This is a genomic window from Maridesulfovibrio spiralis (SeqCode), assembly GCF_048571135.1.
Lineage (GTDB): Bacteria > Desulfobacterota > Desulfovibrionia > Desulfovibrionales > Desulfovibrionaceae > Maridesulfovibrio > Maridesulfovibrio spiralis.
In genome coordinates, this window is record NZ_CP182344.1 from 3,769,901 (window position 1) to 3,788,906 (window position 19,006).

General features: G+C 43.4%; 21 protein-coding genes and 1 other RNA gene. 7 read left to right on the forward strand and 15 right to left on the reverse strand.

Going from position 1 to position 19,006, the window contains the following annotated elements; genetic code table 11:
• Positions 1-20: 20 nt before the first annotated feature.
• A complete protein-coding gene (locus tag ACNI29_RS16875; RefSeq protein WP_419779539.1) occupies positions 21-371 on the reverse strand; it encodes a DUF6538 domain-containing protein in 351 nt (116 codons plus the stop codon).
• Positions 372-610: 239 nt separating this feature from the next.
• Between ACNI29_RS16875 and ACNI29_RS16880 the strand changes: the two genes are divergently transcribed.
• The 6 genes from ACNI29_RS16880 (at position 611) to ACNI29_RS16905 (ending at position 7,300) form a co-directional block, all read left to right on the forward strand.
• Positions 611-1,657, forward strand: coding sequence for a nucleotidyltransferase domain-containing protein (locus tag ACNI29_RS16880; protein ID WP_419779540.1), 1,047 nt, complete (start codon positions 611-613; stop codon positions 1,655-1,657).
• Positions 1,647-3,368 (forward strand): HesA/MoeB/ThiF family protein, encoded by a 1,722-nt coding sequence (locus ACNI29_RS16885; protein WP_419779541.1) that lies wholly within the window; start codon positions 1,647-1,649, stop codon positions 3,366-3,368. Before ACNI29_RS16880 ends, ACNI29_RS16885 begins: the two co-directional genes overlap by 11 nt.
• Positions 3,358-3,774 (forward strand): Mov34/MPN/PAD-1 family protein, encoded by a 417-nt coding sequence (locus ACNI29_RS16890; protein ID WP_419779542.1) that lies wholly within the window; start codon positions 3,358-3,360, stop codon positions 3,772-3,774. The genes ACNI29_RS16885 and ACNI29_RS16890 overlap by 11 nt, the downstream gene beginning before the upstream one ends.
• 33 nt (positions 3,775-3,807) lie before the next feature.
• A protein-coding gene (locus tag ACNI29_RS16895) for an IS3 family transposase (protein WP_419778819.1) occupies positions 3,808-4,895 on the forward strand; the annotation gives its coding sequence in 2 pieces (ribosomal slippage) (positions 3,808-4,060 and positions 4,060-4,895; 1,089 coding nt in all).
• Between the two features lie 109 nt (positions 4,896-5,004).
• Positions 5,005-6,069: an SAVED domain-containing protein gene (locus ACNI29_RS16900; RefSeq protein WP_419779543.1), complete on the forward strand. Its 1,065-nt coding sequence runs from the start codon at positions 5,005-5,007 to the stop codon at positions 6,067-6,069.
• Positions 6,070-6,193: 124 nt separating this feature from the next.
• Positions 6,194-7,300, forward strand: a complete 1,107-nt coding sequence (locus ACNI29_RS16905; RefSeq protein WP_419779544.1) for a Fic family protein — start codon at positions 6,194-6,196, stop codon at positions 7,298-7,300.
• Positions 7,301-7,324: 24 nt separating this feature from the next.
• Here ACNI29_RS16905 and ACNI29_RS16910 read toward each other — a convergent pair whose 3' ends face one another.
• The 12 genes from ACNI29_RS16910 to ACNI29_RS16965 all read right to left on the reverse strand — a co-directional run bounded on the left by ACNI29_RS16910 (position 7,325) and on the right by ACNI29_RS16965 (position 16,357).
• Positions 7,325-7,921, reverse strand: coding sequence for a hypothetical protein (locus tag ACNI29_RS16910; protein ID WP_419779545.1), 597 nt, complete (start codon positions 7,919-7,921; stop codon positions 7,325-7,327).
• A gap of 68 nt (positions 7,922-7,989) precedes the next feature.
• Complete coding sequence (locus tag ACNI29_RS16915) at positions 7,990-8,268, reverse strand: type II toxin-antitoxin system RelE/ParE family toxin (protein ID WP_320169822.1); 279 nt, start codon at positions 8,266-8,268, stop codon at positions 7,990-7,992.
• Positions 8,255-8,500 carry a CopG family ribbon-helix-helix protein gene (locus ACNI29_RS16920; RefSeq protein WP_319760068.1) on the reverse strand — a complete coding sequence of 82 codons (246 nt, stop codon included), beginning with the start codon at positions 8,498-8,500 and terminating at the stop codon, positions 8,255-8,257. Before ACNI29_RS16920 ends, ACNI29_RS16915 begins: the two co-directional genes overlap by 14 nt.
• A 72-nt stretch (positions 8,501-8,572) precedes the next feature.
• Positions 8,573-9,325, reverse strand: coding sequence for an ankyrin repeat domain-containing protein (locus tag ACNI29_RS16925; protein WP_419779546.1), 753 nt, complete (start codon positions 9,323-9,325; stop codon positions 8,573-8,575).
• 12 nt (positions 9,326-9,337) lie between these two features.
• Positions 9,338-10,858, reverse strand: a complete 1,521-nt coding sequence (locus ACNI29_RS16930; protein WP_419779547.1) for a relaxase/mobilization nuclease domain-containing protein — start codon at positions 10,856-10,858, stop codon at positions 9,338-9,340.
• Positions 10,849-11,154 carry a plasmid mobilization protein gene (locus tag ACNI29_RS16935; protein ID WP_419779548.1) on the reverse strand — a complete coding sequence of 102 codons (306 nt, stop codon included), beginning with the start codon at positions 11,152-11,154 and terminating at the stop codon, positions 10,849-10,851. The genes ACNI29_RS16930 and ACNI29_RS16935 overlap by 10 nt, the downstream gene beginning before the upstream one ends.
• Before the next feature lie 267 nt (positions 11,155-11,421).
• Positions 11,422-13,041, reverse strand: coding sequence for a DUF3987 domain-containing protein (locus ACNI29_RS16940; RefSeq protein WP_419779549.1), 1,620 nt, complete (start codon positions 13,039-13,041; stop codon positions 11,422-11,424).
• Between the two features lies 1 nt (position 13,042).
• On the reverse strand, positions 13,043-13,267 hold the full coding sequence (locus ACNI29_RS16945) for a helix-turn-helix transcriptional regulator (protein ID WP_320169817.1): 225 nt from the start codon (positions 13,265-13,267) through the stop codon (positions 13,043-13,045).
• Between the two features lie 190 nt (positions 13,268-13,457).
• Complete coding sequence (locus tag ACNI29_RS16950; RefSeq protein ID WP_419779550.1) at positions 13,458-14,108, reverse strand: hypothetical protein; 651 nt, start codon at positions 14,106-14,108, stop codon at positions 13,458-13,460.
• Between the two features lie 11 nt (positions 14,109-14,119).
• On the reverse strand, positions 14,120-15,316 hold the full coding sequence (locus tag ACNI29_RS16955; RefSeq protein ID WP_419779551.1) for a tyrosine-type recombinase/integrase: 1,197 nt from the start codon (positions 15,314-15,316) through the stop codon (positions 14,120-14,122).
• Positions 15,317-15,520: 204 nt separating this feature from the next.
• Positions 15,521-15,880, reverse strand: a transfer-messenger RNA (tmRNA) gene (ssrA, locus tag ACNI29_RS16960).
• Between the two features lie 153 nt (positions 15,881-16,033).
• The gene (locus ACNI29_RS16965; protein ID WP_419779552.1) at positions 16,034-16,357 is read right to left on the reverse strand and encodes a hypothetical protein; all 324 of its coding nucleotides are present in this window, start codon (positions 16,355-16,357) and stop codon (positions 16,034-16,036) included.
• Positions 16,358-16,486: 129 nt separating this feature from the next.
• Between ACNI29_RS16965 and ACNI29_RS16970 the strand changes: the two genes are divergently transcribed.
• Positions 16,487-16,690, forward strand: coding sequence for a hypothetical protein (locus tag ACNI29_RS16970; protein ID WP_419779553.1), 204 nt, complete (start codon positions 16,487-16,489; stop codon positions 16,688-16,690).
• 5 nt (positions 16,691-16,695) lie between these two features.
• On the opposite strand, the gene ACNI29_RS16975 is transcribed toward ACNI29_RS16970, so the two are convergent.
• Together ACNI29_RS16975 and ACNI29_RS16980 are read right to left on the reverse strand one after the other, a co-directional pair.
• Complete coding sequence (locus ACNI29_RS16975) at positions 16,696-18,063, reverse strand: response regulator (protein ID WP_419779554.1); 1,368 nt, start codon at positions 18,061-18,063, stop codon at positions 16,696-16,698.
• A 156-nt stretch (positions 18,064-18,219) separates the two neighbouring features.
• Positions 18,220-18,981: a DUF4198 domain-containing protein gene (locus tag ACNI29_RS16980; RefSeq protein ID WP_419779555.1), complete on the reverse strand. Its 762-nt coding sequence runs from the start codon at positions 18,979-18,981 to the stop codon at positions 18,220-18,222.
• Positions 18,982-19,006 lie beyond the last annotated feature (25 nt).

A 19,006-nucleotide genomic window follows, 5' to 3' on the forward strand; every position in this document is an offset into this window, starting at 1 on the left:
GAATGAAATAAAAGTATCCGCTAACAATTTCTTTTTTCCGATTTTGATGAGGATGACTTACCTATAACTTTTCTCGCTGCTAGGATCGTTTTGTTGATTTTTTCGTTATATAAAGAAGTCTTACGTTTGTCTTCGAGCTTGTTGCCCGTCCTTAAAGTCTGTTTGATTTCCAATTTACCGAGATAAGGACGAAGTATTGAGGGGATTGCTTTGCGGTAATGATAAGTGTTGCCCTGAAGACAGAAAAAAAGGCTCATGATATATCCTATAATGCACCAGTGGGTGTACCAAACTGGTGTGGATATGCCATGAGCCTTTTTTCTTTGAAAATGTCCAATTATTTCAATCGGGTGGTGGATGGCGGGGGACATCGAATTGAGGGTGTATAGTGGCGTGATTGTTTGATTTTTTACTTGTGTGAGATTGGTGTACTCGTGTGGGTACTCGTGGTGTGGTAGAAAATGTTTTTCATTTGGTGAAATAGACTTTTCGTATAAAGTATATGTCAAAATCTGTTTTTGATCTTTTTATTAATAAATACTTGCGTCGCTCTTAATAATAAAATAATAATCCTTTTGTTCAATGTTTAGCCTAAATACGGGAGGTTGTTATGTCTTTACAGTCTAAATATATAGGGTTTCTGGATGCGATTAAGCTTACTCGGCAAAGTGATGAATATAAAACTGTAAGGGAGAAGGATGACCTTGTCACAGGCAAAGTTGAAGCTGCTTTCAAAAAGGAAGGGTACACTGTAAAAAGGAATTTTATTCAAGGATCATTGGCCCAATTTGTAGATATAGGGGTTAAGCCTCTTGATGGAGATTATGATATTGATAGGGCAATTGCCATTGAAGATGATAATAATGCACCTGAAGACCCAGTTGAGCCCAAGAAGATTGTAAGAGATGTTTTAGATGCACATGGATTTAAGGAGCCTAGAATAAAAAGACCATGTGTTACAGCTGACTATAAAGGCCAAAACTTCCATATCGATTTCCCTGTGTACAAAGTTGATGCGTTTGATGATTATTTTATTGCTATGGGGAATGAAAATTCTTCAGATGAGAGCAAGGGGTGGGAAGAAGCTGATCCCAAGGGGCTTGTTGATTGGATTAAGAAACGTGAAACTTTAGTAGAAACCTTAACAGATGAAGAACATACACAATTCAGAAGGGTTGCACGGTATATAAAAAGATGGCGAGATCATACTTATACGAACGATACAGAACGTAAGAAGATTTATTCTATTGGCTTAACAGTTATGTTTAAAACTGTTTTTAGTCCCGAAATATCTGACGAAGGTAAAGCTGATGATCACAAGGCTTTGATAAATACTGTAGAAGAAATTATTGATAGTGCTTATTTCTTTACCGATCTTGGAGAGGGTAAATATGATCTTCAAGTTGATTTACCTGTAAAGCCAAATGAAGATATTTTTACCAAGCATGGAAAAACTGTTGGTACTTCGTTTAGAAATAAGTTGAAAAAATTATTGTCAGATTTAAAAGAAGTAAGTGAGATGGAATCCATCTCTGACCAATGTGAGAAATTGCGGAAAGTTTTTGGAGATGATTTTCCCGAAGATAATAGTGATCCTGATGGCGAACGCCATAAAGCAAAAGAAGCAGGGGTAGTAGGTGTTTCTAGTGGAGCATAATGCACAATTATACTGTGATTATCTAATTGCGTGCGGTTATGATGCTAGCCTTAAAAATAACAGATTAATTCTTGTTAAAACAACATTTAGTGAGTTCTGTGTTGTCATTAAGGTAAAATTGCCAGAGGAAGGAAGACTAGAGCTTCCTTCCTTTTTTTTATTAGATAGGCACAAATATGGAGCTTTAGCACATATCGGTCTTTATGAAGGAGGGGATGGCCCCATCTGTATTGGAGAAGATGAAGCATTTAGTTACGATTTCGGTAATTTTAATCTTGTTTTGGAAAAATCGTTATCTAAGGCTTTGAGGGTTGTGAGAAATGCTTTGACTGATGAAGAATATAATCAGTCTGAATTAAAAAGAGAATTTGCTGGTGTATGGAGATTTCATAATACTCACAATATGTCTGTCTATTGCTACGCTCAGTGTCCAAAAGTTTGTTCAAAATTATCGATAAAATCTACTGATGCGAAATCTAATGTAAAAAAAGAAATATTTGCTTTTGAGCCAAAGCAAGATTTATTTAATTCAAATTATTACTTAGGCCAGCTGTTAAATAAGGTCCCGCTTAGCCGTGGGACTAAATGTGTTTTGCTGAATTTGCCTTCAGTTATTGCTCCTCCTGTTCATAATGAGGATTTATCCATATGGTGGGCTAATCAATTAAGTGCATGTGAAAGCGGCTTTCTATCTGAGCTCGAACTCCTTTTGGAATTCACAGCTAAAAGAGTCTATATACTTTGCTGTACTGTCATTGATGATGAAAATGTTTGGTTTGGGCTTGAGTGCTATTCGTCTAAAAAAAGGCAAATTCCCATACGAATAGGCGTGTTAACTGGCTGGGAGTTTAAAGCTATAAGTGTGAAGCCAATATCACAAATTAGCATCGTCCCACGAGGAGGGGGCGATACTGGCCTTTTGGGTTGTAAAGTGTGTGTGGTTGGTTGCGGAAGTGTTGGTGGTTATATAGCGGATATGCTTGCTTCGTCAGGGATAGGACGCCTTTTGTTGGTGGACAATGATCGTTTGTCTTTTGAAAATATATACCGGCATGTTTTACCCTCCGAATATTTATTTCAACCTAAGGCTAAGTCCTTAGCTCAGTGGCTTGAAAATAAATACCCATACGTGAAAGTCCAAAACAAAGAAAAATTGTTATTGGATCTGAAAGGTGCTGACTTAGAAGATGTTGATTTAATTATTATAGCCACTGGTAATATTACTCATGAACGATACTTCAACCAGAGGATGGAAGAAGAGGATTGGGGAAAACCATTCGTTTCTTGTTGGGTTGAAGGTCTTGGTGTTGGCGGCCACGCTGCTTTTGTTTGTCCGAGAAGCGGTGGATGTTTAGATTGTCTTTTTTTTGATAATACATCAGGGCAAAAAAGCCTCACGCCATGTATTGCTTTTATAAAATCGGGACAGCATATCTTAAAAAACTACGCTGGGTGTGGTTCAGAATATATGCCTTTTTCAAGTCTTGATGCTAGAGAAACTGCTAGTCTAGCGACGCGTCTTGCGCTTCGTTTTTTATATAATGAAATAAATAGTTCAGTATACGCATCATGGAAGGGAGATGATCGGCTTGCTAAAGAGAATGATATCGAGCTTACTCACCGTTTTTACAGATTCAAAGAAAATGGAGACTGGAAAGCAATTTCCAACACGGAATGTGGAATCTGTACGGGCAAGAAAATTGAAAGTTAATATTTATGATAATCTAGGCCTAAAAATAGTAGTAAGCAGTGATGTTTGGGATGTTTGGAGTCAACATATCCAGTACAATACTAAGGATAGCGAGGCGTGCGGTATCATTGTTGGTGGATATTATCCTAAATCAAAAAAAGTGATTTTGGAATTATGCACTCCGCCTAAGAAGAAAGATAAACGTAAGCGGTTTGGTTTTGTCTTGCAAGATAGGTCCCATCAGAAAATTTTAAATCGCATACATAAAGAGTCAGATGGCAAAAGTTTTTATTTAGGGACTTGGCATACACATCCTGAAAAGCAACCTTCTCCGTCCCAAATGGATTTAACTGATTGGGGTAAGTGCGTAAGTCGTAATAGACATTCTCCGGTAATCCCCCCGAAAATTAATTGTTCTGAAAAGTAGAATTTTCTCGTAAAGAAGACCGAGGAGATTCAGATGAAAAAGTCACGCTACAGCGACAGTCAAATTTTGAGTATTTTAAAGCAGGCCGAAAACGGTGTTCCCGTTGCCGAGCTTTGCCGTGAACACGGAATGAGCAGTGCCACGTTTTACAAGTGGCGTTCCAAGTATGGCGGTATGGACGCATCTTTAATGGCCCGGATGAAAGAACTGGAACGTGAGAACCGCCAGCTTAAAAAAATGTATGCCGAAGAACGATTGAAAGCGGAAATCGTCAAGGAAGCTCTCGAAAAAAAGTGGTAAAGCCGTCTTGTCGGCGCAAGATGGCAAAGGCAGCCGTGAAGGAAGAGAAGGTCAATATCCGTCAGGCGTGCGAAGCTTTTAGCATCAGCCAAACTTGTTACAGATACGAACCGAAGCTCTCCTCTGAAAATGAACTTATTGCCGACTGGCTGGTCCGGTTGACGCACAACCAGCGCAACTGGGGTTTTGGATTGTGCTTCCTGTATCTGCGCAACGTGCAAGGCTTTTCTTGGAATCATAAGCGCGTTTACCGGATTTACCGAGAACTTGAGCTGAACATGCGCATTAAGCCTAAGAAACGGCTTGTGCGTGAAAAACCAGAACCTTTATCCCAGCCTGAAGCTGCCAATCAAATTTGGTCCATGGATTTTATGCATGACCAACTTGAAGATGGGCGCAGTTTTCGTTTGTTGAACGTAATCGATGATTTTAATCGTGAAGGCTTGAGCATCGAAGTCGATCTGTCATTGCCTGCGGATCGTGTTGTTCGAACGCTGGACCAGATTATCGAATGGCGTGGCAAACCCGAAGCAATAAGATGCGACAACGGGCCTGAATATATCAGCAACAGGCTACTGTTATGGGCTGAGAAAGAAGATATACGACTCGAATATATCCAACCGGGCAAACCGCAACAGAATGCGTACGTTGAACGCTTCAATCGGACCGTGCGGTATGACTGGCTGAGTCATTACATGTTTGAGAGCATCCAAGAAGTGCAGGATTACGCGACCAAATGGCTCTGGACATATAACAACGAACGCCCCAATATGGGCATTGGCGGCATCACCCCGATGCAAAAACTGAGAATGGCTGCATAGCCTCTACTTTTCAGGCCCCCTAAGAATGGGGGGACTACCCTCCTGTCTATGTATTTTCTATTATTGGGATTGAATCTGTATCTATATATACCTATCGAGGAATAAACTTATGAGTAATTGGAATAATATTTATGTTGTACTAAAGAATTTTTTAAAAAAAGATATATTAATGCAAATTGGAGCATTCTTTTTCTTTGCAGGAATGACTTTTTTAGTAGCTAGTAATGAAATTCATATTGCTTATGTCAGTGCAAGCTTTTCTTCAGTTCTTGATATTAAACAAAGTTCAGTTTGGGGCGAGTCTTTCTTGGGAATAATGTTATTGTTGACTGGTAGCTTGCTCTTTATCATTAGGGCAGGACTGTATTTGCGCACAGTAAATAATAGTGTTGCGGCATTGTTTTTTTTCGTAGGGATGAAAAGTCAAAATGATTCACCTCCAGAATATGCTCTTTTGCCCGAAGATAGGATTGGATTAGATCGTCTTGTTCATAAAGTTAATAGTTATATTCCACAAAATGTTCTTGATGAGTATCAGTTTTGGGCTAAAACAATAAGTGAACGAGTTTCTCATAGCGAAGCATCTAAAGGGTATGTGGCAGCACTGGGGTCTATCCCTTCTTTGTATGCAATTGGCACTTTGTTCAGAAATGGACACCTTCCTTTGTTTTTTTTAGAGCATAATAGAAGTATTGACCGATGGCATCCGTTGGATGAAATTGGTAGTTATAAGAAATTAAATGTAGTGTTTAATGAATATTGCAATAATTCTGCTTTGGAAAATGTTAGAGCCAATTCAAATGGAGATATCGGAGTTGCAATTTCTTTTACAAACCAAGTTCTTGAAAATGAATTACCTGAATCTTTGCGAGGCCATACTCTTTTTCTAGAACTAGATAATGTTGATAAAAAGTACGATGCTCTTCCAGTTGAAAGTAATCAAATTGAGATCGCAAAAAAAATTTCTCACATAATTAGCGTTTTGAATAAAAAAGAAAATGTTAAACGCACGCATTTGTTTATATGTGCTCAATCTACTTTTGTCGTTAATCTTGGAAGATTGTATCAAGATAATATGACAGGTGAAGTTGTAATACACAATTACGATTCAATAGATAAAAATTATCCCTGGGCATTGTCTTTTGATCGTGATCTTAAACGGTATAAAAGCTAATTCTTGTAATAAATAAAAAGTTGTTCGGCTCTCATGTCTTGCCTTTGCCCCAAATACCCCCTACAATCACCGCAAAACCTGCGGCGAATGACCACCTTATTCCCCGCAAACAAGGGCAAAAGCAATGTGGATACACGAACATCAAGACTGGCCGAACTTTTCATGGAACGCTGAAAAGCTCATTTCCAAACTGGCAGACGTCCGCCATCGACAGGGCGTGCTGCTGGGTAAGATTGGGAATCTGGGCTTTGATCTGAGAAATGAGGCGGGCCTGAAGACTCTCACAAATGACATAGTTCATTCATCAGCCATAGAAGGGGAACTCCTTAACCCAGAGGAGGTACGGTCCTCTATTGCCCAGCGTCTGGGAATCGACATTGCCGGGCTGAAACCGGCGGGGCGTGATGTGGACGGCATAGTTGAAATGATGCTCGACGCTACGCAACGATATGCGGAGCCTCTGACCAAAGATCGGCTCTGTGACTGGCACGGGGCACTTTTTCCAATGGGACGCAGCGGCATCAAGCGGATTACCGTTGCAGACTGGCGGCCTGTGGAAGTAGGAGCCATGCAAGTTATCTCCGGGCCTATGGGACGCGAGAAAGTCCACTTTGAAGCACCGCATGCGGATCGCCTTGAAGATGAGATGGTAAAATTTTTGGAATGGTTCGAGAGCGAAGATGATACTGATCCGGTTCTGCGTGCCGGAATAGCTCACCTGTGGTTTGTTACCATCCACCCCTTTGAAGACGGCAACGGACGTATTGCGCGTACAATCGCGGATATGGCCTTGGCCCGCGCTGATGGGGCGGTGGAACGGTATTACAGCATGTCCACGCAAATTGAGCTGAAGCGCAAGGATTACTATTCCCATCTTGAAAGGCAGCAGCGCGGCACACCTGAAATCACCAAATGGCTGGAATGGTTTCTGGATTGCCTGAAAGAAGCCCTGATCAATGCCGAATCCACGTTAAGTCATGTACTTCATAAAGCCAGCCTCTGGGAACGGATCTCCCAACAGTCGCCGATCCATGACCGCCAACGGTCCGTACTTGAACGCATGCTCGATGAAAATTTCAAGGGTTACATGAACTCATCCAAATACGCCAAGCTGGCAAAATGCTCCACGGATACAGCCCTGCGAGACATCAAGGATCTCAAGGAGCGCGGAATACTGGTGCAGAACCCCGGAGGCGGGCGGAGTACTAGTTATCGGTTGAGTGATGGGTAGAACTTGTACCACCTTTTTCCGGTCTTATGGGGTTGGTATATATATGCACAGGAATAGAACTAAAGTAAGGGCAATAATGATCAATAGTAATGAGCGTATAATTTTCACTACCCAGAAATTACTTGAAAGTCCCATTAAATAACTAAGAGTTTTGAAACCTACTGGTTGTTCTTCTTGTACAGAATGTTGTTTTGCTAAAAGACAGATTGCCCACAAAACAAAGAAAAACAATACAGCTCTTATTGCTGAAACAAACTCAACAGAAATGCCATACTTAATAAGGATTTTAATTGCTGTATAGCAAATAAAACTTGTTGCTAAGGTACATGAACTTAATGCTAAAGAGTAAAATGAGCTTATAAATTTGTTGTTGTAGCTGAACTGTTTTTCTAGGCCTACAGTTTGTAATAGTTCAGTGCTAGATGCTAAAAATGCATGTGAGCTATATGCTACTATCCAAAATAAAAAAACTGAATTGATACCTAGGATTTCTGTAAGTGTTTGAGTTACAAAAATACTATTTGACCTGAGCCCAAATTCAGCAAAAAGAATAGGAATACAAAACAAAATAAGATGATTATGAATGTCTAACGTTTTATTCCAATTTATTTTTACGTTCATAATATTTTTCTCTTTTTGACTGTTATATGTGCAAAACGAATCAGTACAAGTTATGCTAAATCCGATTATCAAATCTTCTGAGATGAATGGAATATATTAAGAATATCCACAGCATCACCCTGAATACGGTAGGGGATGATGTAAGGTGAGATGACAACTTCTCGCGTCATGGGAACTCGACCGGGACGGCCACTTTCTGGGAACTGTTTCAATCGCTGGCAGCCGTCCCATATACGTTTTGCTTCGGACTCCATGACTTCTTCGTCAGCTTGCTCTGCTAGATAACGGCGGATAGAATTAAGATCTCTGATTGCGTTCTTTGTCCAATTGATTCTAGTCAGCTTCAACCTCTAATCCCCACTTTCCGAAAGCTTCTTCCACTTCGGATGCTGTAGCGAATTCGCCTCTATCGGCCTGTTCAAGGCTTTCAACCGTCTGGGCAATCTGCCATGCCTGTTCTTCAAGAAAACGCTCCAGCGCGCTTGCAACAAGAAAGGACTTGCTGCGATTTGTCGCTTTGGCAAGGGCATCAAGTTTTGATGCGGTTTCATCTGAAACTCGTGCGGTAACTGTGCTCATAGTTAACTCCTTTTAGACAATGTAGACATTGTATACATTGTAGTCAACTTTCTGATCGAGAGCTCTTTTGACCTAATTATTAAGCTCTTCCTTTAGTCGCGCGGTTTCAACCAATTGCTTTTCCAATTTCTCAAGTAAAGGATTAACTTTTTGTCCCGCTTCGACGGACTGACTGTTAGTTGCTTTCCGTCGCTCCTTTACCATTTCCTTAAAGGCTTCAAAGTCTCTACCGTTCTCGTCTTTGAGAGTTGGATCAGCACCAAGTTTCAGAAGTAGCTTGACCGCTTCAAGTCTCTCACTCCCGTAAGCATAGTGAAGCAGGGGATGTCCCTCTATGCCGTTTACACTGAAGCCCATTGAGATGAACGCCAGCAACATGGCTTTGCAGTTATCCGAAAGAAAGCAGTTATATATTGCCGGTAATCCTCCGTCTGAAGGTTCAGCATAAATATCAGCACCGAGAGCGACCATGGTCGTTACTGCTTCCACAGATAGACCGCAGGCCGCACGGTGTAGGGGAGGGCCGTAATTGCCATCTTCTACGGTTAAGGATGCGCCATATTCATGCAGCATGATGATTGTTTCAGCCTTGCTCGCGTAGCATATGGGGGTGAGATCTTCGGCGTTACGGGTATTAGGGTCTACGCCGACATCAAGCAGCAGCTTTGTGGCGTCGGTGTTATCATTTAACGCTGCGATATGGAGCAGTGAGTCTCCGTATTCAGTGATATGGCGGGGATTGCCGCCATGCTCCAACCATTCCCATACGGCTTCAATGTCGTGTTTGCTGAGCGCATCTTCTATATTCCCTTCGTAATGATTCATTTGCTGACTCCTTTACCTGCTCAATAGTTTATTAATTCCTGCTTTTAAAGTCTTTTTGCGGCTTCTGGGGTTCATAATCTTTTGGACTAGAGCTGAGCTAATCTTTCCAATTCGTTCAAAACTCGTTCCAATTCGCTCTGCAAGTCCCGGCAACCTTGTACTTCCGTTTCCAGCATGGCTATCTTCTGATCTTGTTCGTCCAGACGGCGTGCTTGCTCCTCTTCGATTCGGTTCAGCGCGTCCGATAAGCTCTTCTGTAATTCGTTCATGGCTTAATCCTTGAGTAAAATGGCGGGACGGTTTCCTGATTGCCAATTTTGCTTCAGGCTTGTTCCGGCTGGCAGAACTATGAACCTGCGGTTGTTGTCCAGAAGGGGCGTTACTCCCCAGCTGACGAGCTTTTTCTCTATTGTCCTCTGGTGTTCTATCTTCTGGGAAAGTTCTGCTAGGGTTGTTCCCTGAAGATCTATCCAGAACAGAGTCCCGCCCATTAGGACCAGACAGCAAACGATTGTCACCGCTAATGATACTGCGACTGGGATCTTCAAGGATCGGTGCATGTCGCGGATTAAGGTTTGTTGAATTTTCGAGAGTTCTGCGGTCTCTGTTTTTATAGCGGTTTCGATGGTACTCAGTTCGTGTTTGGCGGATTTTAGAAACGCTTTTCTCAAGCTCTGTAATCCTTCTTGAATTATCAGCTTGGAGCTTTGCACTTGCTCTTCCATCTGCTCCTTCATTTTCTCGGCTAAGCTCAGCGCGTTGTTTGAATTGCTCGGCTGTCCATGATCTTGCATAAAGTACTCCTTTTAGCCTGATACGGCGGTTTTTCCGTTTCTGGGAAACAGTGCTGTTGTCGTTTTCTGGTAGTTCAATAGTTATGTATTCTTTGCCTTGGCGCGGTACACCAAAGCCGAATTCCTCAAGAGTCCTGACGATGTCTTGCCGGTTATGAATAAGACCGGCTTCCACTCCTTGAACAATCGTTTCAGTTACGGTCCGCCTTACCTCTGAGGCATTGCCGGATTTATAGCTCTGTATCGAGCTGCCCGGACTGACCAACCTTGCGCGTTTCATTTTATCAGGGCGTGCCCAGTTGTGACGACGGTTGTGAAGTTCACACCACGGATTATATTGCTTCTCCCATCCCGGTGGGCAGGGATTGAGAGCTTTATCTGTTCGTAGTTCTGTGCGCGGAATCACAAAATGCATTTCATGATGGCCAGCATGGCTGTGGCGAACCCAAAGGATTGAATATTGATCCGCTTCAAGTCCTGCAAAAGCGTATGATTCAAAGCTGTCCATGAGCTTTCTTTCGTCTTCAGGCGTGACCTTGTCCTCCGGAGCCCATGAGAGAACGCCGGAAGTGTATCGCCATTTGCGGGTAGTGGTATCGATGAGGTATGAGATTGAATCAGGATCTCCGCGCAGTACTTCAGGTGGATTTTCCTTTCTCTTGGGGTCCTTCTTACCTGTCACATATTCAACGACCTTCGCCCCGCGTCCGACTCCGTGCCGAAACACTTTCATAAGCATTTGAGCTGCTCCTTTATTTCGAGGAGAGCTAGAACCACCTGTGCAGCTTCAGCATTTTTCTTATAAGTATTTGCCCAACGAGCTATTTGATTCATGTTGTTGCCGATGCGGGCCAAGTGGATGACTTTTTGTCTTTCTGCTTTTGTTTTTCTGACTCGTGGGCGATTCAGTTTCTCGCGCACATAATCGCCTATACTCATGTCTTCGGCTTCAGCCTGAAGCTTGAGTATTGTCTTTTCCGATGGAGTGACACGTGTGTTCACGAACTCGGTGCGTTTCTCTTCATTATTCTTCATGGAGTCTAAACCTCGCAGAGAGTGGAGTGCTTGCACGGCTCTTAATCTTACGTGGGATCGAAGGGAGAGAATCTCCCTCGCCAGTTCCCGATGTGCAACATTGGGTAAACTGGCTTGGACAGCTACAGCACATTACTATGTACGAATCTTGGTCTATCTTGCTGGCTCGAAATTGGGTCGCAGGTTCAACTCCATGAAGAAATGTGAGAGCCCTTGGACCCAAATAAGTACTGAACCCTAAAATACGTGTCATAGGTGTCATAGCCGTCATTCCTGTTGTAGGTCCTTGTTTTCATAACCATTTTTAGTAGTGACACCTGATGACACCTGAAAAATAGGTGTCACCTTAGATGTCACTTGGTTATCACCCTGAAATTCTAAACTTTTATTGTTCCCAGTGACATCTGTGACGCCTATGACACCTTTTTCTACTGGGAAGTATCTTGAAAGCGTTTCGATGATTTCCGGGGTCAGTTTGGCGCCACGTTCCTTGCTGTTACGTCCGGTTTCGATGCCTAATTTTTTGTATGTTTTGCCAACTGCATCCGGCTTGATGTGAAATGATTCTGGCAATTCATGATTAAGGAATTCAACAATACGTGAGGTGGGAAGCAGGGCCTGATCTAGTTCTTTGGAAAGGGCAACAATTGCTTGCGCAACTCTCCGTTCAATGGCTGAAGCTTCCTGAAATTTGTTTCCGGCAGAAAGTAAGGTCCAGACTTGTCTTTGCTGTTCCTGAAGCCATTCCATCAAAACAATGGTTCGCTGAATTGATTCATGATGAACAGGGCTCATCTCAGATTTGCCAGTGCTCCAGCAGTCCAACATGTGAATAATCAGGCAGATTTTGAAGAATGCGCCACGTAATTTGGGTGCAAGAGATTCGAATTGTTCAAGCTCCGGTTGATACCAGTGAGACAGAACCTGATTGTCGTACCAGTCTTTGACTTTGTGTTTGGCCGCATCGGATAGCTTTATTATTTCAGGGGAGTTCTCCGGACCAAAATTCAAGTCTAATGCCTGATGAATGAATCCATGGATATGCTCAGCCGGGTCTCCATCAAAACTTTCTGATGTCCATAGGGGCGGAGCTTCTTGCTCACAACGAATGAAAAGGAAGCGGGGCAGAAAGCCGGAAACAGTATCCTTATGCTTGAAGAGTGACGGAAGCAGATCCGGCTGGACTGTCCCGAAAATAGAAACACAGGCGTGCGGTATATGAAGGGCATCTTTAGTGCTGCGAGATACTTTCCATGCACCACAATCGTATGCAGAAAGCAGACGGGCTTTGTCGCCTCCGTCACTGCCTTTATTGTCATAGCGGCCTAGATCGGCCAGCAGGCCGGAAAGTTCATAACGGTACCAGAGAATGCCACGGGGATTATTGGACAGAATTGAACCAACGGCTTGCGTGGTACTGTCCTCAACGTAAATCTGTTCCCAAGTAGGATAGATGGGTTTGTCTGGAAGTGTGTCGTTTTTGCGTTGAGCGCGAGCAAAAGAGCTTTGCCATTCCCTTAATTCCAGCTCGTATGCTTCTAACTCTCGCTTATGCTCTTTAAATGCAGCATTCTCTTGCGCATGAATTGGTTTTAATATGGCATTTGAGCACGGACTTTTACCCATGCCCGACCGCGCCACCAGTCCCCAATAGAGATTCGGGTGCGTGATCCAGCTTGGTTTAACTTCAAGGCCTCTGGTTCTTCCGACGGCTGCGCCGATCACAGCAAGAAAGGTTACGGCTGGGACAGCAAAAGGAACCGTAAAAGCTGAAGCTGCTACGGATAGAGAGTCCTCAACACTGGCCGGGAGAACTCCTTGCGGAAAAGAGGTTGGCGAGGGGAGCAGGTTACTCCCCTTAAAAGCCATGGACGCCATATTAGACATGTTAGGCTTCGCTCTGATTTGGGAGTTCTTCAATCAGTCTGCGAATATCACAAACACGCCATGCTGTTGTGCGTTCAGTGAGTTTGACCGGCTTCGGGAATCTGCCGGTCTGAATACCTTTCCACCAAGTTGTTTTAGATACCGGGATGACCTTCAGGACATCTACAAGTCTCACAAAGCCCGTATTAGGCAGGTGGTATGAAGTCTGGTTTGATTCGGTTCTCATAAGCTTTCCTCCGTTTTTTGACGTTTGAGGAAAGCCTACAAGAATCGGATTTGTTTTCTAGACGGGTTGAAGGGGCAAAAGGGTTAAAAAATAAATATTATTTTATAACGTACTATAAAGTTAGGTCTTTTTTGCGAGGAATAATTCCTCGATTTGGATTTAAATTGGAATTTTTATCCGTATTATGCTGTCAGTCGTCGAGTTTTACCCCTTTGGGCATACAACTCCATGCTTCAGATAAAGCTGATCCAAATGGTTTACCCTTGAGATTTTTATAGTCAGGGTAGTGAGAAATTACACGAGCATAGAAGTCTTTTTGTTTGACTATGACACAGTCAGCCCTATTTGTAGTATTCTCTCTAATCGTATCAGCCATAGCTTTACACGCAGGACTAAACCACTTTTTCCAATTGTTTTTACTTATTGTTTCATGTGCTTCTTCAAGCTCGGCTCTTAATGATTCGACATGCTGCTCTAAGGCATTAATATATTCGTCTGTTGTTAAACCTTTTTCATGAAGTTGTGTTGCTATTTTTTCTTCTGACTCAATCTTTTGAGCATTAATGATGCTTTTTCGTTCAAGCAATCTTCCTTCAATAACCTGTTCTAATGTTCTATGTAGCCATGCTTTTTCGTATGTAGTATGCGTGTACTTGCATGAGTAATAAAATAGAAGCATACTAAATATAATTATTGCTACCTGTGCTGTCGTGCTGATATCGATATATATAGCGTCAAGCATGGAAAGAGTAAAAAGCTGACCTAAGAGAATCATTACTTCAAAGATTATAAAAGTTAAAGCCGTCATTCTCAATGCTGTGCGTGTCAATTTAACTATCATAGTTGATCTCCTTAAATGCTGGGTATCTCCTCCTCGTTCTTCAAAGCATCTAAATAATCAGCCCACCATTGCATCATCTTACGCCGTTCCGGGAGATAATCGGCATGGTTATAAGCTGCACGCACGCTGTTGCCTTCAACGTGAGCAAGCTGTCTTTCAATCACGTCTGGCTTCCAACCATTTTCATTGAGGTTTGTTGACGCCATGGAGCGGAATCCGTGTCCTGTGAGTTCTTCTTTGGTGTAGCCAAGGCGGCGCAACGCTCCGTTGACAGTGTTTTCACTCATGGGCGTTAGCTTGCTGCGTACACTTGGAAATAAAAACTCACCATCACTGGTCAGCGGTTTTAGTTCATATAAAATTTCTAAGGCTTGCCGGGATAGCGGCACTATGTGTGGACGGCGAGCCTTCATTTTGCCCGCAGGGATTCGCCATTCAGCAGCTTCGAGGTCAATCTCACTCCACAGACCATGTCTCAGTTCTCCGGGGCGGACGAAAACTAACGGAGCCAGTTGCAAAGCGCACTTGGTTATGTGTCTGCCTTCATATTCATCAATACTGTTGAGAAGGGGGCCGATTTGTTTAGGATCGGTTATTGTCGCCATGTGCTTGTGCTTCACTGGCGGAAGAGCACCTTTAAGATCTGAAGTGGCGTCGCGAGTAGCGCGGCCGGTCGCTACGGCATAACGTAAAACCTGACCGAGAATGCTGCGTACACGGTGGGCTGTTTCGAGCGCACCCCGGCTTTCAATTCTTCTGAGGACTTTTAAGATATCCGGCGGTTCAATCTCACTGACAACCATTTTGCCGATCCAAGGGAAACAGTTCAGTTCAAGACGTCTAATAACTGTTTGGGCGTGTCCTGTGGTCCAAGTGTTTTTGAATTTGGTGTGCCATTCGCGGGCGATTGATTCAAATTCGTTTTCCCCGCTTACTGCGGCCTGTTGATCTTTTCTATATTCTGATGGATCAATATCACGCTCGAGGATCTTCCGTTGCTCGTCACGTTTATCTCTGGCGTCCTTCAGGCTTGTAGCAGGGTAGGAGCCAAGTCCTATCATTTTCCCTTTGCCGTTAAACCTGTATCGGAATCTCCACAGTTTTGATCCGGTGGGTCTTATCTCCAGACATAAGCCATTTGAGTCCGTTATTCGATAAAGCTTCTCTTTGGGTTTTGCTGCTTGGATTTGCTTCACAGTTAAAGCCATGAGACCTCCATGTGTTTTGTGAGTACGGCAACCTTGCAGGTAGTGAGTAAGCTCATCCGTACTCACACAGAACCACGGATGTCAACGGGGTTAAGCGAACTATAACGAACGTAGAGGAAACGAAAAAACCCTTGCTATTCGTATGAATAACAAGGGTTTAGCGTTCTTTGTGAAACTGTATGGGACAGTATGAAATCAATGAAATGGTGGAGGCGGGGAGAGTCGAACTCCCGTCCGAGAATGCTCCGCCAAGATGTCTACAGGTTTAGTTCAAGTATTGTTTCTCGCTCAAATGAACGCCCCTGAACAGGCAACATATGAGCCAGCGCGTGCTGGGTTCTCGCCTCTCTACGGACGTGCAACGCAGAGATAGCCAGCCTGATGGGGTTGTTGTCAAAGCTAATATCAGACATCAAAGCTATGACATGGTCAGCTTAATTAAGCTGCCATTGCGTAATCGTAATTGTCGTTTGCAATTATGATTGTGCCGCTTTTTACGTGGCCAGCGGCGCCACGACCTGCAACCTTGGTTTCATTCACCCCCGTCGAAACCAATGCGCCCCCATTTTCAAAGAACTGCTTCCTACCTATACAATATGTACGCAGGAAGATGATGCAAGGGTGTGTAAGTAAAAAGATACTAATACCCTTTAGGTGAAGAGACACTATCTATTACATTGCCGTACCGTTGGCAAGAGCCAAGTTGAGGTATTTTAATTATTTCCAGCCTTTTTTGCACGGTCCACAAAGTTTTGAGCAAAGTGATGAGGCGAGAGGGTCGAAACCGCCTTTGCGGATTTCTCCGGTCAATTCGTTACGGCAGCTGTATTCCAGTTCATATTCACAGACCCAATCGGAAAGAACATCTCCGTTCACGTCTGTACATTTGATTTTAGCCGTTCCGAAATTAACCCGCTCGTCGATGCAGCCCGGACCTTGATTGCATTTGTAGGTGGTGCTGTCCGCAAAAGAGGTGGAGCTGATCTGGATCATGGCAAGGATTGCGGGGATGATAATTCTCCAGCTGTGATTTGTTTTCATTGTGTCTCCCTTGTGCGGCATTGGATTTTGTTTCAATTAATTTGATTTCTTATAATGATACCCCTTTCTTGTCATTGCGCAAAGTGGTAAAAGCCGGGTGTTGACGATCAATAATTTAATGGAGGAACTATGCAGAATCCTTTTAAGTTTTATATTTATGAAGAAGCCGCTTACATCTACGACACCAATCAGAAACTTATTTTTAAAATGGGTGTTGAAGAGAGTGCGGACGTTGCAGATGACGTGCAGGCTTTGATTTTAGAAAATGGTGAAGAAGTGGGTAAAGATAAAGCCTGGGAAGTTTCCGGCTTGGATAAATTACAGCCTGCCTAGCATTTCTAATGCAGCTGTGTGCAGCTTTCCAGCATTACAGCCTGAAAAGCCCTGACGCATTCCGGACACAACTCATCCGGCGAAATGGTTTTGATGAATTCCATTGTATGGCGGTGAGTAAATGCTTTTTTGTACGGACGGTCTGTTGTCAGGGCATCGTAAACATCCGCAGTTGAGATTATACGCGCCCAGAGTGGGATTTCGTTGCCTATAAGACCATGCGGATAACCTTTCCCATTCATCCTTTCGTGGTGATGAAGCACAGCCGGAATGATGTCTTCCATACTCGGGATGGGAGTTAAGATATCTGCGCCCAGAACGGGGTGTTCCTTGATTTTGGCAAATTCGTGATCCTCAAGAGGCCCGTTCTTCAGGAGTATTTCGTCGCGAATTCCAATTTTACCCAGATCATGAAGCCTTGCCGCGAATGCGATGCGCTCACGGTCGAATTCACCAAATCCGAGTTTCTGCGCAATTTTTACCGATAGGCGTGATACCGTGTCGGAATGACCTTTGGTGTACGAATCTCTTGCTTCAAGTGCCTGAATCAGGCTGGTGATACTGGCCATGAGCAGGGTGCGTTCTTTTTTGAAAAGTTCACGCTGTTGCAGGATTATCTGGAAATGGTCGCTGAGCAGTTTCTCAGCTGTGATTACCAGCTGGTCAATGTTGAACGGTTTGACCAGAAATGCGGAAGCACCTTTGTGTAGCAGTTCGCGCATGGTTCTGCGGTCCGCGCCGGAGCTCATGATGACAAAGGGAATGTGCGACAGACCGGGATGACCCTGAATTCTTTCGCATAATGTAATGCCGTCCATAATTGGCATATTGATGTCGGAAAGAATCAGGTGGGGGGCAACCTCGCTGACGATTTCAAATGCTTCACGTCCATTCGAGGCTGTGATTACCTTGAAACCGGCAGAAGTAAGGCCTGATTCCACAACAGAAAGGATGTATTTGGAATCATCAACAACCAGCACCAGCTTGTCCCTGAGCAGCTTAGCACGGTTCAAAATTTCTTTTATGTAAGGCAGCAGGTCTTTGCGGGCCTTATTCTTGGTTACATAGGCCGCCGCGCCAACTTCAAATCCTTTTTCGATCTGTTCATGTTTTTCATTGCTGGAGAGGATAATTACCGGTGTGGACTGGGTTTCCGGATTGTTCTTGATTTCAGTACAGAGTTGGTAACCGTCCATGCCCGGCATGATGATGTCTGTGATTACAAGGTCGTAGTGGTTGGTGCGCGTAAGATCGAGCCCTTGAAGACCATTTACGGCTTCAGTCACATCAATTGAATGCTTCTTCAATTCCGAACTGATAACAGAACGGATCGTTTTGCTGTCATCGACAATCAAAACTTGAGGGTTTAGCATTCAGGCTCCATTTGTTCATATTTATTTAAATCACAGTAAGTTGGATAGCTACAATTGTATATAATTCCATTGTCATAATTATCTTAATGATAAAAGTAAAGGCCGAAAGCTCATTGCTTTCGGCCTTTGATATTGAAAATATAAGCAGTGGCTGTTTTAATTGTTTTTATAGGGAAGCATTTCAATCCAGAGAACGGCTCCCAACTCAACGTCTTTGCCTTCAATTTTATAATCTGCGTCATTCAAAGCAGCGAATCCCCACCAACCGGCTTTCGGGCAGGCGAAGGTGAATACGCCGTTTTCATCGCAGAGAACTTCCTGAGTAACCATACATTCGTAGGGAGCTTTATATTTGCTGTCCTTGTTATAAAGTTCAACTTCGACTCTGGTGAAAGGAGCGGGCTTGCCGTCGAGAAGAACAACGCCTTGAAACACGTTACCGGCGTAGTTACCCCAAGGGCGGGTCAGGGGAACGATTTCAGTCTTTACACCAAGGGGCTTATTCCAGTCTTCCCCTTCATTGAAAGCGGAGACAACGGTTTTGGTGTAATGGATGATGTAATTGTCTTCAGCTGGTTCAGGATAAGCGACCGGTTCCATATAAAAGGTGTACATGCCGGGGCGTTTGAATTTGTATTCAATCTTGAAAGAATCGTGGTTCATGACTTTGGCTTCTTTCAAAGAGGGAATAAGGTCGGTTTCTTTACCTTCATAGAAAACGCTGAATTTTTTTGGTTTAACTAGGTTCATTCCCTGACCTTCAAATGGATGCGAAAAAGAGAGTTTAAGCTCTGTGCTTTTTTTCTCCGGTGTGATGATTGATTTCTGGGGTATCAACATTCCAAAATGAGCGAATGCTGAACCGCAGAACATGAAGAACAGAGTTGAGGCTAAAGCAGTAATAAATAGTTTACGCATGAGGTCACTCCATATGAAGGTTTTG